This window comes from Tahibacter aquaticus (assembly GCF_004363655.1).
GTDB classification, from domain to species: domain Bacteria; phylum Pseudomonadota; class Gammaproteobacteria; order Xanthomonadales; family Rhodanobacteraceae; genus Tahibacter; species Tahibacter aquaticus.
The window spans coordinates 1-15,811 of the sequence record NZ_SNZH01000002.1; the positions used below are offsets into that span (position 1 = coordinate 1).

Below are 15,811 nucleotides of genomic sequence, written 5' to 3' on the forward strand. Positions count from 1 at the left end.
GAATCCGTACCAGCGCTCGCGGAAGAAGAAATGCCCGCTCATTTCGCCGGCCAGCTCTGCGCCGGTTTCGCGCATTTTTGCCTTTATCAGCGAATGCCCGGTTTTCCACATGACCGGGCTGCCGCCGTGCTTGAGAATTTCCGGCTGCAGCTTGCCGGTGCATTTCACGTCGTAAATGATGGTCGCGCCCGGATTGCGCACCAGCACGTCCTTGGCGAACAGCATCAGCAGGCGGTCGGGATAGATGATCTCGCCGCTCTTGGTGACCACGCCCAGGCGATCGCCGTCGCCGTCGAAGGCCAGGCCGAGATCGGCACCGACCTGCTTCACCGTCAGTATCAGATCGCGCAGGTTGACCGGGTCGGACGGGTCCGGGTGATGGTTGGGGAAGGTGCCGTCGACATCGCAGTACAGCGGCATGACTTCGCAGCCGATGCCTTCCAGCACCGCCGGAGCGATCGCGCCCGGTACGCCGTTGCCGCAGTCGACCACGATGCGCAGGCGCTGTTCGACCTGTACATCGCCCACTACGCGCTCGATGTAGTCGGCCTTCACGTCCATCGCCTGCAGGCCGCCGCTACCGCTGGTGAAGCGGTTCTCGGCAATGCGCGCGTACAGGTTCTGCACCGCCTGCTCGGCCAGGGTTTCGCCGCCGAGCACGATCTTGAAGCCGTTGTAGTCGGGCGGGTTGTGGCTGCCGGTGACGGAAATGCCCGAACCGGTGTTCAGATGATAGGTGGCGTAGTAGACCAGCGGCGTCGGCACTTCGCCGATGTCGATCACGTCCATGCCGGCCTGGCGCAGGCCGTCGATCAGGCCGGCGACCAGGTCCGGACCCGACAGGCGGCCGTCGCGGCCGACGACGATCTCGTGCAGGCCGCGTTCCACGCCTTCGCTGCCGATCGCCCGGCCGATCTGGCGCGCCACTTCCTTGTCCAGGGTTTTTCCGACCACGCCGCGGATGTCATAGGCGCGGAAGATGCTGCGGTCCAGTGTCAGCTTGGGTGTTGCCGCCGCCGGCGACGGCAGCCGCGTCCCTGCCGGTGGCGTGCGCGGCGATGTACGTGCTGGCGTGGACGGCGCTTTCAGCGCCTCGGCCATGGTCAGTTCCGGCTCCACTTCACCACCGCCGTCCCGGCCCAGTTTGCCGAGCAGGATCGCCATGCCCCGGTGCCAGCCGACCTTGCGCAGCCACAGGCCGGTAAACGCGGCCAGCCCGCAGATGAGGGCCAGCACCAGCGGCAGCCAGGGGTTTTCCTCGAACACCAGGAACAGGTCGGGCTGCAACTGGGCGACGCGGAAGGTAGAGGCATTGATCGGTGTGCCCATGTCCGGCACCGCCCCCGCTATGCCGTGCCCGACGCCGACCAGTACCAGGTCGGTGCTTTCGCCGCCGCCCTGGCGCAATTCCAGCCGGCCGTCGCGGATATTGGCGCGGGAAAACTCGTCGAACACCGGCTGCATCGGCACGGCCACCCAGGCCACGGCGATGGGCTGGTCGTTCGCCTTGACCAGCTCGGCAAACGTGATCATGCGACCGTTCTTGCCGATCACCACTGACTGCGCGTCCGAGGTGCCGGCCTGCGCCTGGATCAGCTGTGCCGCCTTGGCATAGCCGAACTTGCGGAAATCCGATTTCAGCACTTCGGTCAGTTGCGGGCTGAAGAAATACGCCTCGGCCATTTCCGGCAGGGCCAGGCGCAGGGCGGTGACCGCGGCTTCGTGCTGGGCCGGATCGCCGCTGAGCAGCGGCTGCTGTACCGCCGGCGTCGCCAGCGCCGTGACGATATGCGCGCGCAGGTCGGCAACCACCGTGGCGAGCTTGGTCGACTGCACCTGGCGCTCGCTGAACAATTGCGTCTGGGACGAATTGAAACGCCATACCTGCATCGCCTGCCAGGCAAAGAAGGCAGCGGCGGCCAGGGTCACCGTGGCCAGCGCCACCGGCAGCAGCTGGCGCCAGTCCAGCCGCAGTTTCGACAGGTCGAAGCGCGGCTTTTCCACAGCCTGGCCATTTCCTGCGGCCGCGGTCGCCAGTGCCGCTTCGGCTTTCTTCTTCTTCATCCGTTGAACTCCCTGCGCCGCTCAGGCAACACCTGAAGAACCGAAGCCGCCCCCGCCGCGCTCAGTCGGCGGGAACTCGTGCACCAGCTGGAAACCGGCGCGCGCAATCGGCAGAAATACGAGCTGGGCGATGCGATCGCCGGGCACGATGGTAAAGGCCTGATCAGAGCGGTTCCAGCACGAGACCAGCAAGGGCCCCTGATAGTCGGAATCGATCAGTCCGACCAGATTGCCCAGTACGATGCCGTGCTTATGCCCCAGACCCGAGCGAGGCAATATCACGGCGCAGTAGTCCGCGTCCTTTAGGTGGATCGCAAAACCGGTCGGAATCAGTTCGGACTGGCCCGGCAGCAGCGTCAACGGCTGCGCCAGCGCGGCACGCAGGTCCAGGCCGGCCGAACCCGGCGTGGCATAGGCCGGCAAGGGGATTTCAGCACCGAGGCGCGGGTCGAGTATCTTCAGGTCCACGTCGATCATGCGGCGCCGGCTCCGTTGTCAGTGCCGCGATCACGCAGGCGCTGCGCCACCACGTCGATCAGCTGCCGCGCCAGCTCGCGCTTCGGCGCCGTCGGCAGGCGCAGCGTCGCATCGGCGCTGATCAGGGTGAGACTGTTGTCGTCCACTTCGAAACCCAGGCCGCTGCCGACCTGGTTGGCGGCGATCAGGTCCAGCCGCTTGCGTTCCAGCTTGGCCCGCGCATACGCCTCGACGTTTTCGGTTTCGGCGGCGAAGCCCACCAGCAGCGGACGCCGCGGCAGTGCCGCCACGTCGGCGAGGATGTCGGGGTTCTGGGTCAGTTCCAGGCTCAGGCCACCGTCGCCGCGTTTCTTGATCTTGTGCAAAGCCACTTCGGCCGGACGGAAATCGCCGACGGCAGCGGCGGCGATGAAGACATCGCAATTCTGCGCCGCGCCCAGCACGGCCGCATGCATCTCGCGCGCGCTGCGCACGTCGATGCGCTGTACCCCGGCCGGCGTGGCCAGGTTCACCGGCCCGGCCACCAGGGTGACCGAGGCGCCGGCTTCGGCGGCCGCTTCGGCGATGGCAAAGCCCATGCGGCCGGAGCTGCGGTTGCCAAGGAAGCGCACCGGGTCGATGTCTTCGAAGGTCGGCCCCGCGCTGATCAGTACCTGGCGGCCGGCCAGCAGGTCGCCACGCTGGCGCGCCGCCAGCCTGGCAACCAGTTCCAGCGGCTCCAGCAGACGGCCGGAACCCACATCGCCGCAGGCCTGCTCGCCCGCCGCCGGACCGAATACGCCGACGCCGCGCCGGCGCAGGATGTCCAGGTTGGCCTGGGTGGCCGGATGCGCCCACATCTGCTGGTTCATCGCGGGCGCCACATGCACTGGCGCGGCACTGGCCAGGCACAGCGTGGTGAGCAGGTCGTCGGCCAGGCCGTGCGCCAGCCGTGCGATCAGATCGGCCGAGGCCGGCGCGATCAGGATGTCCTGCGCCCAGCGCGCCAGTTCGATATGGCCCATGGCGGCTTCGGCGCCTTCATCCCAGAGACTCAGGCGTACGGGATTGCCCGACAGCGCCTGGAAGGTCAGCGGCGTGACGAAGCGCGCCGCGTTCTCAGTCATCACCACGCGCACCTGCGCGCCGGCATCGCCGAGGCGGCGCACCAGATCGGCCGCCTTGTAAGCCGCAATTCCACCCGCAACGCCGAGCAGCACCTGCCTGCCGGCCAACCCATTGGATGCCATCGGAACATTCCTACCCGTTTAAGCGCCGATAGCTTAAGGGAAAGCCCGCTCCAGACGCGCGCGAAGCGTAGCGCGGCACACCTAATCTGCCCGCCTTCGACAAGGCACAGGAACCGGTAATGAACAGCTCTCCCAGCACGAGCCGCAACATCAGCCAGTGGCCACAACAGAAACGTCCGCGGGAAAAGCTGCTGTCGCAGGGCGCGGCCGCGCTGTCCGATGCCGAGCTGCTGGCGATCTTCCTCGGCTGCGGCAGCCGCGGACAGACCGCCGTCGACCTGGGCCGGCACCTGCTGAACATTTGCGGCGGCCTGCGCCAGCTGCTCGGCCGTACCGTGCCGTTGCCGCCAACCCGCGGCCTCGGCCAGGCCAAACGCTGCCGCCTCTACGCCGTACTGGAGCTGGCCCGGCGCTGCACCGCCGACGAGTTCAAGCGCGAGGCCACCTTGCGCAGTCCGGCCGATACCGCGCAATTCCTGCGCGGGCGCCTGGCCAGCTATCCGTACGAGGTCTTCGCCTGCGTGTTCCTGGACGCGCGCAACCGCGTCATCGCCTTCGAGGAACTGTTCCGCGGCACCATCGACGGCACTTCGGTACACCCGCGCGAGGTGGTGCGGGCCTGTCTGCGGCACAACGCCGCTGCCGTCATCCTGGCCCACAACCATCCGTCCGGCGTGGCCGAACCCAGCGAATCGGACCGTCTCGTCACCGCCGAGCTGCGCCAGATACTGGGCCTGATCGGCGTGCGCGTGCTCGATCACTTCGTCGTCGGGGCCGACACCCACGTGTCGCTGGCGCAGCGCGGCCTGATCTGAACCGGCACAGCCCTTCGCAGCGCCGCGGCACCTGCGGTATACAAAGCACCGCGCCCACGGCGCCGCGCCATCTGGCGCGGTCACGCCGCTGACATATACTGCGGGCGCCTGGTGGAGGGCCTGGCCGCACCGTGATCCTGCCGTTTCCGCGCAAGTTTCCCGAAGACGCTGCCGAACGCTCCGTTGCGGACGTGGCCCAGGCGCGGGCTTTGCTGGCCACGCTGGCACCCGGCCTGAGCTCGGCCCTGGCGCGGCGGCGTTTCGCCCTGGCCGCGGCCCTGCAGCAGGCCGGCGACGCGGCCAAGCTCGACCGCTGCGAAGCCGCCGTGCAACTGGCCTACGCCCGCCTGGCCGTGCGCCACGGCAGCTGGGGCGAAGACTTCCACGCCTACCACAACGAACACCACATCCTGGAAATCTTCGACAGCCGCATCGAGCGGCTGATGCGCCATATCGGCGTCAAGGCACTGAGCCTGGACGACTGGCTGCTGCTGGGCCTGTTCGCCGCCTGCCACGACCTGCGCCAGCGCGAACCGGCCATCTACAGCGCCGGCGTCGGCAGCAACGAACGCGCCAGCATCGAAGAAGGGCTGCGCATCCTCGACCTGGCCGGCTTCGAACCCGAGCGCGATGCGTTCTATTACACCGCGCTGGAACTGACCATCGCCGGCTCGACCTTCGATGCACGCCCGCCCGCGCAGGACTGGGAATACAACTCGGTCGACCTGGTGCAGGGCGGCGGCGCGCTGGCCTCCAAGCTCGACATCAAGCTGGACAAGCACGTTCCTGGCTGGCGCGACCGCCCGGCCCTGGTGCATGCACTGGAACTGGCCCTGATCGCCGCCGACCTGGACACCGCCAACGTGGCCGAGCCGTTCGCGCGCTTCGTCGAGACCGGCACGCGCCTGTGCCAGGAACGCGAAATGCGCTGCCACCGCTCCACCGACGACCCGGCCTCTGCCCTGCCCGTATTCGGTTTCCTCACCGACGGCCAGGAACGCTTCTTCTTCGACCTGCACCGCTTCAATTCCCAGGTCGGCCGCGACGCCTTTTCCGCGGCCAAGCAGGCCAATGCCGCGCCGCTGAAAGCGCTGACCATGTCGCTGCGCGCCCGCATCGCCATCGGCGGCAAGCCGGCCAGCGGCAATGCCGTGATCGAGGCGCTGCGCCTGCTCACCCGCGAAATCGAAACCCGCGGCCTGCGTTGACATCGGCACAACACGGCGCGGGCCGGCAACCCTCTACAATCGCCAGTCCCTTGTCGTCTGCGGGAAGCGCATGAGTTCCGAACCCAGCAACAACGGCGTCGACCGCGCCGAAGCCGAAGCCGCCATCCGCACCCTGCTGCGCTGGGCCGGCGAAGACCCGGGCCGCGAAGGCCTGCTCGACACGCCGCGCCGCGTCGTCGACGCCTACCGCGACTGGTTTTCCGGCTACGCCGAAGACCCGGCCGAGTACCTGCGCCGCACCTTCGAGGAAGTGGCCGGCTATGACGAACTGATCGTGCTGCGCGACATCGAGTTCGAATCGCATTGCGAACACCACATGGCGCCGATCATCGGCCGCGCCCATGTCGGCTACCTGCCCACCGACAAGGTAGTCGGCATTTCCAAGCTCGCCCGCGTGGTGGAAGGTTTCGCCCGGCGCTTCCAGGTGCAGGAAAAGCTCACCGCCCAGATCGCCCACTGCATCGAAGACGTGCTCAAGCCGCGCGGCGTCGGCGTCGTCATCGAAGCCGCGCACCAGTGCATGACCACGCGCGGCGTGCACAAGACCGGCGTGTCCATGACCACCAGCCAGATGCTCGGCGCCTTCCGCGAAGACGCACGCACCCGCTCGGAGTTCCTGCAGTTCATCGCCATGCCGGGCCCGCGCCGCTGAAACCGCGCCGCTGAGGCAGCCGCCGGGAGCCCGCTCCCGGGGGCACGGCCCGCGCTCAGCCAAAAGCGACAAATCCCCTGCTGTACATGTGGTAATGCTCCTGGCTCATGCCCAGTGCTGCGTACGTGCGCTGGGCGCGCTCGTTTTCCCATTCCACGTACAGGCGCAGCCCGATCACGCGCTCGCTGGACCGCGCCGCTGCTTCCACATGCCGGTAGAGCGTGCCGAACACACCCAGCCGGCGCGCCGCTGGCACCACATACACGCTTTGAATCCACCACCAGTCGCCGTCGCGCCAGTCGCTCCATTCGTAGGTGATCAGCAGGCAGCCGGCGGCAACACCGGCATGTTCGGCAATCCGGTAGAAGCCGCGCCGCGGTTCGTCGAACACCGCCGTCACACCGCGCCGCAAGCGCTCGCGGTCCAGCGCCAGCGATTCGGTTTCCCAGGCCATGGCCGCATTCGCCTCGACCAGAAATTCGACATCGGCCCGCGTCGCCGCGCGTATCGTCACTTCGCTCATCCGTTTCTCTCCTGCCTATTCCCGGCGCCGGCGCGAACTGCCGAGCTTGCGCGTCAAGGTATTGCGCCCCAGGCCCAGCGCCTCGGCCGCGTGCTGGCGATGCCCGTCATGCGCGGCCAGCGCCGCCTCGAACAACACCCGTTCCAGTTCCGCCACCGCCGCCGCATGCAGATCGCTGCGACCGGCCGCCAGCTCGCGCTCGGCCCAGCGGCGCAAGCCCTCGCCCCAGCCCGGCTCGGCCGGCACTGCGGTTTCACGCTGGAACGGCAAATCTTCCACCCGCACCTCGCGACCCGGCGCCATCACCGCCAGACGCCGGCACAGATTTTCCAGTTGGCGCACATTGCCGGGCCAGTCGAACCGCTCCACAGCCGCCAGCGCCTTGGCCGACCAGCGCTTCGCGCCGACTTTCAGTTCTTCCGCCGCCCGCGCCAGGAAATGCTCGGCCAGCAGGCCAATGTCTTCGCGCCGCTCGCGCAGGCTGGGCAGATGAATGCGCACCACGTCCAACCGGTGCATCAAGTCGGCGCGGAATTCGCCGCGCGCGACTTTGGCTTCCAGATCCTGATGCGTCGCCGCGATCACACGCACATCGGCGCGAATCAGTTCGCGCCCGCCGACCCGGTAGAACTCGCCCTCGGCCAGCACGCGCAGCAATCGCGTCTGCAGCAGCAAGGGCATATCGCCGATTTCATCGAGAAACAAGGTGCCGCCGTCGGCCTGCTCGAAACGGCCCGCATGCCGCCGTGTGGCGCCGGTGAACGCGCCCATCTCGTGGCCGAACAATTCCGACTCCAGCAACTCCGACGGAATTGCCGCGGTATTCAGCGCCACCACCGAGCGCAAGGCCCGCGCGCTGTGCGTATGCAGCGCCCGCGCCACCAGCTCCTTGCCGGTACCGGTCTCGCCGGTGATCAGCACATTCAGGCCGCTGGCCGCCACGCGGCCAATGGCGCGGAACACTTCGCGCATCGCCGCCGAACGGCCGATCAATTCCGTCTCGCGCGGACCGGGCCGGCTGGGCGCGGCCGGTGGGGCTGCCTGGCTGCGCCGCTGCGCCAGCGCGCGCTGCGCCGCCGCCACGGCCTGGTCCAGATCGAACGGCTTGGGCAGGTAATCGAACGCACCGTGCTTGTACGCTGCCGCCGTCGTGGCCACGTCGGTATAGGCGCTCATCACGATCACCGGCAGCTGCGCATAGTGCGCATGCAGCCGCTCCAGCAGCTTCAGGCCGCCCTGGCCCGACATGCGCACATCGGTAAACAGCAAATCCGGTACGTGTTGCTCGATCAGCGCCAGCACGCTTTCCGCTTCCTCGAACTCCGCCACGCGCAGGCCCGCATCGCGCAAAGCCGCAGCCAGCACGAAACGCACGGCGCGGTCGTCGTCGACCAGCCAGACCAGGGCTGTTTCAGCCATGCGACTCTCCATAAGGCAGCAACAGACTGAATACCGTTTCACCTGCACGGCTGCGATAGGTCAGCCCGCCCAGATGCTCGCCCGCAATCTCGCGGCACAAGGCCAGCCCCAGCCCGCTGCCGTCGGCCCGCCCCGACACCATGGGCAGAAACAGATGATCGGCCAGCTCGCTGGCCACGCCGCGGCCGTTGTCGATCACATCCACGCGCAAGGCCAGCTTCGCCACGCGGTCGTGGATACGCGCCGAATGCTCGGCCCGGCTGCGCAGCACCAGCCGGTCCGCGCCGGCTTCCAGCGCATTGCGGCCGAGATTGAGAAACAGCTGGGTCAGCCGATCCGCGTCTCCCTGCAACAGCGGCAGGCTGGGATCGAAATCGCGCGTGATCGCCGCCTGCCCCTGCGACACCAGCAAGGCCGCCACCCGCTCCAGCACCTCATGGATGTTCACCGGCCCCAGCGGCGACATGACCGACCCCTGCAACAGCCGGTTCGCCAGCTGGGCGAGGCGATCGGCCTCGGCAATGATCAGCCCGGCCAACTCCTTCACTCCCTCGTCCGCCACGCGCCGCGCAATCAACTGCGCCGCCCCACGCAAGCCCGCGAGCGGATTCTTCACCTCATGCGCAAACCCGCGCAGCGATTCCGACAGCTGCGCATTCGGCTCGCGCACCGCCGGCGCCAGCGTATGCACCTCCAGCAAGGCACCGCCTTCGGCCAGCGGACTCAAGGTCAGGTCCACCGCCACCGGCAGGCCCGCCGCATCAAGCAGAACGAAATCGCGCAACTGCACCACGCGTTGTTCGGCCAGCACGCGGCGGAAGGCTTCCGGCAACTCGGGACGGTCCGGCGCCAACGCGGACAGCGGGGTCACTTCCAGGCGGCGCGCGCCCATACCGAGCAGCTCGCACAGCGCCGGATTCGGCGCGTACAACTGCTGCTGCGCATCGATGCCGGCAGCGGCGGTGCTGAGTTGGGGCCAGAAGGTGGTGGAGTCCACGGTTGGTGCAGATTGGGGCGGTTGCACCATCATAGTGCAGGGCTCGGCTTCTCACTCTGTTGGTCGGCACGCCCAGTGTGGTGGGCACAACACCGAAGTTTGTACGGAAAAGACAAACTTCGGTGTTGCCGCCGGGTAAGGTGAGTCGGTCGGCTCAGAGCGGCGCACCCGTGTAGACCGTGAGCGGCTTTTGCCAATGATCAAGCGAGAAGATGTTAATAAATTCATAGACTTGCTATGGATTACTTCGCGGCGCATGCGCGGGCCCAAGGCTGGTAAGGAAGTGGTCCGGTTACTCGCGGCTCGACCCGCGTGCCCCCGATTGCACGCCACCGTGTTTGAACTCGTGCTGGAGACGCGCACCGTCAGTTCCACCTAGCGGTCGAACGGCGCCGGATTAGGAATCAGGTGTGCTTGTTCATATTCCAGGGCCTCGGCGAGGGTCAGCTCCGGATGCTTTGGCTGCGCAGCGTTACGCGTCATCACGCACTGCGTGGCCAAGTACCCCGCATCAGCCGAGACGCGTGCAGGTTAGGTGGGACACCCCGATCAATTTTCCGCGGGCAGAATCCCGTCTTGCTGGCCAATTTTCAGCTCGTCTCAACACAACGAGGCTTCGGCAAGAACAGTTTTCGGTTCGGCCACATCCAGCAGCTCACCGAAGAACTCTTCCATATCATCGGCGACGTTCCGGGAGCGCCGACCACGTGCTCCGCCGCCGACACGTCGGGTATGCCGCCAGAGGCCGCGCAAACCTTCGACTCGCCGGCTAAGCCGCGCCTCACCGCGTACGCCGTAAACGGCTACCGAATTCGGCGTCGTCAAGTCCCGCGGGACAGGTTCTGGGGCACATCGCGTTCGATCAGCTCAGCGCCGTTGGGGCTGGAACTGAGTGTCACCGGCGTGTGCAGGCGCGCCTCACAGCAGGGAAAAGATGGAGCAGGGTCAACCCAAATACCTCATCCACATACGAGGCGAGCCGCGGAATGGCTGCGCTTCTAGCCTGGGCTCGATCACGGCTGCGACCTGCTCACTCCTGGTACGACAGCACAGCAACAAACTTTTCTATCGACTGTGCAAGGGTCTGGGCCTCATCGACCGTAGTTCCCGGCTTGAGCCGCATTGTCAGTGATCCCTTCTTGATCACACTCAATTCTCCGTCCGCGGGTTCAAGTGAGAGGAACACAGGCGCATCGTCGGCACCATTCCTGCTCGGCTCGCCTTCCTTCACCAGAAACCGGTACTTGGCTGTCTCATTCATGCCACCCTCCCTTTTGTATCCGGCACCTGCCGTCCCGTTGAATTCTACGTGCGTCTGCATCGTTTTCCCGTTGGGCGTATGACCAGCGCACGATTCAGCGCTCTATCCGATGAAGACGCTTTGTGCCGTCGATCAAGACTGCGTGGCAATGGTACTCGCAACTTCAGACGCCCGGGACCTCTCGCTTTTTTGAACTGGAAAATATTTGGCGCAACGCAGGCGGACGATCCTATTTCCACCCGCGCATCCATTTGTCCAATATCGTCGAAATCGGATCTTCATCAACATCTCGGGGCACTTGCGAGTTGGGCTCGGAATCGGGGTTAGGCGTAGGTAGAAATTGCCGTATCACCAACAATGCTTCGACGCACTGGGCCGCCAAATCGGCCGATACTCTAGCGCGTTCCGCCACGATCATTTTAAGGTCTGGAGCGGCTAACCTCGTGGCGGACCTAAGGTGGAGCGATGCGCAGTCAAATACCCTGAGAACGTGGACCCTTGCGATGTCCTTCTGCTGAGAATAGACGTCGGAATACCGCCCAAAGAGGTCAGGATAGCAATCTCGGACTGCATCGAGCCATACACCTAACTGATTGCACAGAAAAGCAAGGGGAGGCAAACGAATACGTCCGCTCGCGAGCAACTTGATCATGCAATCGCCCGTGCGACGCAAATTTTCTTTGCCCGGCCGCTTAGGAAACGGAATTCTATTGAACCCTGCCGACCTGTCGAAAAGCGACCTAGAGGCGGCAGACCTAGGCTTTATGAAAATGTCCTCAATTTCGCAGCCTTGAAACGCACACAGATTGAGGTACTGCGTAATTGTCGGTATGCACACGTGACTCGTACGCATGGTGACATCAACAAACTGGCGGACTCCGTCGGGAAAGGGCTCGCCAGCGCGCAGTCGTCGCTTCATCACGTCGCAGAACTCGAGATAGCAACTAATCTTCAGAATATCGTCCTGATTTGAGACGAATGCGGTAAAACGTATTAGAGAGCGATCGATCCAGGACGAAATTGGTGAGGCCTGCGTGTGCTTGCCCGGAACTCCCAGCGGCCTCCGGCATACAAAGCAATCTCTGCGCACCTCGTAGCTCCGGTACAATGGTTGTTCCGCGTCACACTGGGGACAGGTGGATTCCATTGATACGCGGTGAACCGGGCAAACTGCCAGCATGGAGAACGCCCACACCAAGGGTTCGAAGCTGGTTTCATGATCCCATTCAAGGTAGCAGGTCGGGCACCACCGACGGCGAGCTTGCCCTCCTTTCGTGTAAGCCATGCCCCGGTGCGAAAGCACCTTAGAAGCGTAGTGAAACGTGCCCCTTGACAGATTGTCCTGCCCCGTCAACTCCATAAGTCGAAATAGCAGTACTGCGTAGTTGCTTCGGGGGCCAATCCAGCTTGTGTGACCCGACGCGATCGACTTGTTCTCAGCGTTGCAGTTTCCGGCCCGAAGGATCGAGGCCAGAAATCCACGGGATACTCCGCACATGCTGGCCATGCGAAACGCGTAGTGATCTAAAGACTCGATGAGTTCCGTATCGATGCCGCGGAGACGGACGGGCGGCAAAGGAGTCCAACCCGAGCAGGCTGGCATCACGCCTCCTCCGTCGGCCAGATTTTGTCCGCTCGAGCCGCTACCGCATCTCGTTTGTCAGCGTGCTTTGCTGCCCAGAACGACTCGACATCGGCCCAGAGCGTTCCCAGGTCTTTGGCGTTGTAGTACGCCGTCTCGATGTCGGCTGCTGTGATTTGCGAGCGGTCAGCGTCAAGCGCGTTGCTCTCGGCGCGGTCGAGCAGGTTCGTTATCTCGCCACAAACGGCCGCGGTAGCGGCGGCGATCTCCGGAGCGAGTCTTCCGAGCAGATCGCGAGGCCTGAATTCGTACCTCGAACCAATCGTTCTGAGCAGACTCAGGTAGCAGCGCATCTCTTCCCGATCTGAAACGTTGTACGGCGCTGCCCAGACGACGTCCATACGACGCCGGATTTCTGATCGACCCGCCCACAATGCCGTACCGGTCTGTATCGTAGTGAGCAGAGCCATTGACCCGGCGCTCTCCATTACTGACATGAGATTAATAATGTGGTGCGCGGGGCTGGTGTCCTTGTGATTGATGCACAGGGCCGACGCATGTTCCAGACTGTACAAGTTCAGGGCTCGATCACGCGCGACATTCTTGAATTTTATCCAACACTGCGTCTCGGTGAGATTTCTACTAACGTCTTTCCAGATAGCGCTGGATAGCGCGATAGCCTCCCGAACCTTAACTGTTTCAGGCGAAGGCGTCGCGCCTCGAATGAGCCAAGAAATGTCCGGCGTGAAAAGTTGGTCGAAGCTGTCTTCCGCCCATCCTTTAGAGTTGAAGTACGCTTTCTCGGCCAACAGTGCCATGACCTCGATAGTAGGAATGCAGCCGAGGCCCCAACATTCAGGCCGTCCGTACAACTCGCGCATCACATTCCAGCGCATGGTTGTCTTCCCTACGCCACCTACCCCGATGAGGACGATAATGCGGCCTGGCCGGTGCTTGCTCACGTAGCGCCGCAGTTGTGCCCGAGCCACTTCAAAGTTGCGATGGGGGATGATCATTTCCGCTCCTTGCACTCAGGAACGGCGTCCCAGTCAACGGCTGCTCTTTTCTTTTCGGCAGTTGCCCGGGCCAGAGGCGCTGCGGCGTCCGGCAGCGATTCGCGCACGGGCCCCAAATGCTTGGTCGACTCCATGGCTTCAAACGCATTCATTTGACGAGCATGCCGCGATTTCGCGACATCGCGCTTACCCACGCGCTGTCGACGCTTTGCATACGGTCTGAACAAGAGCTCGAAGAGTTTCAAGGGTTCCGGTAGTGTAGCGACCACAGGCGCACTCCTGTGGCATGCTTTCCACCATCCTCGTCCAGCCTTCACCCATAGGATCGAAGGATCCACGCAGTCGCTACGTATCTCGTCGACGGACTCCGTGCGCAACACGCGTTGAAGCTCATCACTGGTAAATCGACCGTCGCCTGTTCTTACGCCATCGTGCTCGCTAGCGCTGACTTTTCTCTTCAGCTTCGCTGATGTTTGAATCAGGAAAGCGTCGTCAAATTGCTGCGGCACCCCCATACAGCCCAAGGTGGCGAGCAATTCTTCCCGCTTCTCTTGGGGAGTTATCCCGTTCCCGTCGGGTGTCCGAGGGATATCGGTGTAGAGGTAGTCGCAAAATTCCTGATGAATAAGGCCGAAGGTGTGACGGGCGGTCTTTCGGCTTTTAAATCGGCCATCGACTTTTCGTCCCGCCATGTCGGGCTCGGTACTTCCCGCGATTCGGTGAGCGGTATTGGCATTGGTTTGCTTGATCGCGTTTTCGGCTTGGCCGTTGAATTGGCTGCCGCCGGACGGTGCGTGAAACAGTGCGATTCCCATGGCTTCGCAAAATTCGTCGATCCAATTCGAGGTGTTTTCCGATCCGCGATCAACCATGATGGCCCGCGGCAGAAACCCGTGCCGGAAAACGTATTCGCGGATCAGTATCGCGAGCCCATCAGTTCTTGCTGGACCGAAGATGAAGGCGTGCGCCATTGCCTCCTCCGTAGCGCCGTCCATACCGATGTAAAAGCGGGGCTTTTCTGCCGGAAATAGCGTTATGAGATTGGATGCACATCGGTTGTCGAACTGAGAGGAGTCAATTGCAAGAAGATACCCGTATCCCAGAGGCGGTAGCGAGCGTTTGTCGCTCCCCGTCCGTGGTCGTACTGCGTGGAATTGCCGAAGTCCGCCACGTGCCAGTGCTCGCTTACGCGGATCTTGCTCTGCTACACGCTTCCCCAGCGTCGTCTGGCTTGGCGCCTGTTCCCCTGCTGCGGAACACCACGCATCAAGGTCAAGCCAGAGATGTGCAATTGTATTTCGCTTGCCCTTGTTCCAGAGTTCATTGATGACGTGGTCAATGCCTTTGCGCTGCCCTTCGGTCAGCGGCGATGGGGTGTTCTGCCCGCAGTTGCTGTAGTTCGTTAGGCAGGCAGCAAGAGGAGATTGTCCGGCAGCAATTTTGTCCGCCACAATTTTGGCAAGCTGGGTCATGCGAACGGTGGCGGGCTCCTGCCCCAGGGAGATTCTGCGCAATCGCTGCAAGCGACCCTCGGCACGAACAATGTCTGATGTGGTCGCGCACAGAATGGGGTCACCGCTGATCTGGGGCTGGTCGAATCCCGACCTAAGCTGTGCGTAGAAGAACTCGTCCGCGGCGGCCGCCTGTGTTTTGCTGGCGAAAAGATAGAACCCTTCCCGTATCACTGGTGAGCTGCTTTTCACCAAGCCATACGCATGACCATTTGCGATCATCCAGAGCGCAACGCGCTCATTGAATACGGGCAACACAGCATTTAGCGTCTCTATCGAGCGAGGATACTCTTGCAGCAGCTGTCTTGCTCGGCGACTCGCGAGATCCTCTTGAGGCGTCAGGGACTCACCAAGCAAGGCGTAGCAGGCTTCGAGGTTCTGGACTTGCAGCGCCATGGGGGTCGTTTGGAACCAAACCATGAAATTCAAACCCAACGCCTTCGCGCGGGACCAATAGGGCGCATGCGTCCAGTTGTTCCCTTCCCTCCTGTAGTCCGCGTTCGGCTTTTTGGCCTCTTTCTCGAGCCAATTGTCGTACTTGCACTCAACTAGCTGAATTGAGCGTTCACGCAGGACAAGAAAATCTAAAGCGGCTGCACTGACGTGTCGTCGCTCGCCGCGAACCCGTTCGATACCTGCGCAAGGAACTTGCGTGTAGTACCCAAGGACGGTTGGATCGAGTTCCAGCTCATGTGCAAAGGTCAGTTCGCAAGTGTGGCTTTCGACCAGCCGCCGCGCTCCGTTCTTCTTTGACTGCAGCACCCCTTTGATGCTCTGAAGCGCGCCGCCTCCGACATCGCGACACGGCGATCGCGCGATCATCGATTCGATTTCGATGATCTGAGCCTCAGTTAGTCCTACATCTTCATAGACGCTGCGACGTCGTTCGCACGTCAAACGCTCAGTTGGCCCGGCGGGCTCGGGGAGCACAACAGGGATCTGCAAATCGCCGGTTCTTAGCGGCAAGGCAGGGGGGGGACCAGGTACCACCTCAACTTGTTGATCGATTTCAAGCATGACGATCACTCCGCTGCCC

13 protein-coding genes are annotated in these 15,811 nt (G+C 63.6%); 3 read left to right on the plus strand and 10 right to left on the minus strand.

Annotated features, from left to right (window positions below; all coding sequences use genetic code 11):
- From DFR29_RS30280 to coaBC, 3 genes are all read right to left on the minus strand, one after another.
- Window positions 1-2,064 (minus strand): phosphomannomutase/phosphoglucomutase (locus DFR29_RS30280; protein WP_279571512.1); only part of this gene is annotated, 2,064 nt, incomplete at its 3' end.
- Window positions 2,065-2,085: 21 nt separating this feature from the next.
- Window positions 2,086-2,541: a dUTP diphosphatase gene (dut, locus tag DFR29_RS02925; RefSeq protein ID WP_133817079.1), complete on the minus strand. Its 456-nt coding sequence runs from the start codon at window positions 2,539-2,541 to the stop codon at window positions 2,086-2,088.
- On the minus strand, window positions 2,538-3,770 hold the full coding sequence (gene coaBC / locus DFR29_RS02930; RefSeq protein WP_133817080.1) for a bifunctional phosphopantothenoylcysteine decarboxylase/phosphopantothenate--cysteine ligase CoaBC: 1,233 nt from the start codon (window positions 3,768-3,770) through the stop codon (window positions 2,538-2,540). The genes dut and coaBC overlap by 4 nt, the downstream gene beginning before the upstream one ends.
- A gap of 119 nt (window positions 3,771-3,889) precedes the next feature.
- Here coaBC and radC point away from each other — a divergent pair, with 119 nt between their 5' ends.
- The 3 genes from radC (at window position 3,890) to folE (ending at window position 6,466) form a co-directional block, all read left to right on the plus strand.
- Window positions 3,890-4,585 carry a RadC family protein gene (radC, locus tag DFR29_RS02935; RefSeq protein ID WP_133817081.1) on the plus strand — a complete coding sequence of 232 codons (696 nt, stop codon included), beginning with the start codon at window positions 3,890-3,892 and terminating at the stop codon, window positions 4,583-4,585.
- 131 nt (window positions 4,586-4,716) lie between these two features.
- Window positions 4,717-5,793 (plus strand): hypothetical protein, encoded by a 1,077-nt coding sequence (locus DFR29_RS02940; protein ID WP_133817082.1) that lies wholly within the window; start codon window positions 4,717-4,719, stop codon window positions 5,791-5,793.
- A gap of 70 nt (window positions 5,794-5,863) precedes the next feature.
- The gene (gene folE / locus DFR29_RS02945) at window positions 5,864-6,466 is read left to right on the plus strand and encodes a GTP cyclohydrolase I FolE (protein ID WP_133817083.1); all 603 of its coding nucleotides are present in this window, start codon (window positions 5,864-5,866) and stop codon (window positions 6,464-6,466) included.
- Window positions 6,467-6,521: 55 nt separating this feature from the next.
- Here the strand turns inward: folE and DFR29_RS02950 are convergent, their stop codons facing one another.
- From DFR29_RS02950 to DFR29_RS02980, 7 genes are all read right to left on the minus strand, one after another.
- Window positions 6,522-6,989, minus strand: a complete 468-nt coding sequence (locus DFR29_RS02950; RefSeq protein ID WP_133817084.1) for a GNAT family N-acetyltransferase — start codon at window positions 6,987-6,989, stop codon at window positions 6,522-6,524.
- Window positions 6,990-7,004: 15 nt separating this feature from the next.
- Window positions 7,005-8,408 carry a nitrogen regulation protein NR(I) gene (gene ntrC / locus DFR29_RS02955; protein WP_133817085.1) on the minus strand — a complete coding sequence of 468 codons (1,404 nt, stop codon included), beginning with the start codon at window positions 8,406-8,408 and terminating at the stop codon, window positions 7,005-7,007.
- Window positions 8,401-9,435, minus strand: coding sequence for a two-component system sensor histidine kinase NtrB (locus DFR29_RS02960; RefSeq protein WP_133817586.1), 1,035 nt, complete (start codon window positions 9,433-9,435; stop codon window positions 8,401-8,403). The genes ntrC and DFR29_RS02960 overlap by 8 nt, the downstream gene beginning before the upstream one ends.
- Before the next feature lie 1,000 nt (window positions 9,436-10,435).
- Window positions 10,436-10,666, minus strand: coding sequence for a hypothetical protein (locus DFR29_RS02965; RefSeq protein WP_133817086.1), 231 nt, complete (start codon window positions 10,664-10,666; stop codon window positions 10,436-10,438).
- A gap of 229 nt (window positions 10,667-10,895) precedes the next feature.
- Entirely contained in the window at window positions 10,896-12,269 is a 1,374-nt protein-coding gene (locus tag DFR29_RS30440) for a TniQ family protein (protein ID WP_425598820.1), read from the minus strand.
- Window positions 12,269-13,264: a hypothetical protein gene (locus DFR29_RS02975; protein ID WP_133817088.1), complete on the minus strand. Its 996-nt coding sequence runs from the start codon at window positions 13,262-13,264 to the stop codon at window positions 12,269-12,271. The genes DFR29_RS30440 and DFR29_RS02975 overlap by 1 nt, the downstream gene beginning before the upstream one ends.
- Window positions 13,261-15,792, minus strand: coding sequence for a transposase family protein (locus tag DFR29_RS02980; protein WP_166653841.1), 2,532 nt, complete (start codon window positions 15,790-15,792; stop codon window positions 13,261-13,263). Before DFR29_RS02980 ends, DFR29_RS02975 begins: the two co-directional genes overlap by 4 nt.
- Window positions 15,793-15,811 lie beyond the last annotated feature (19 nt).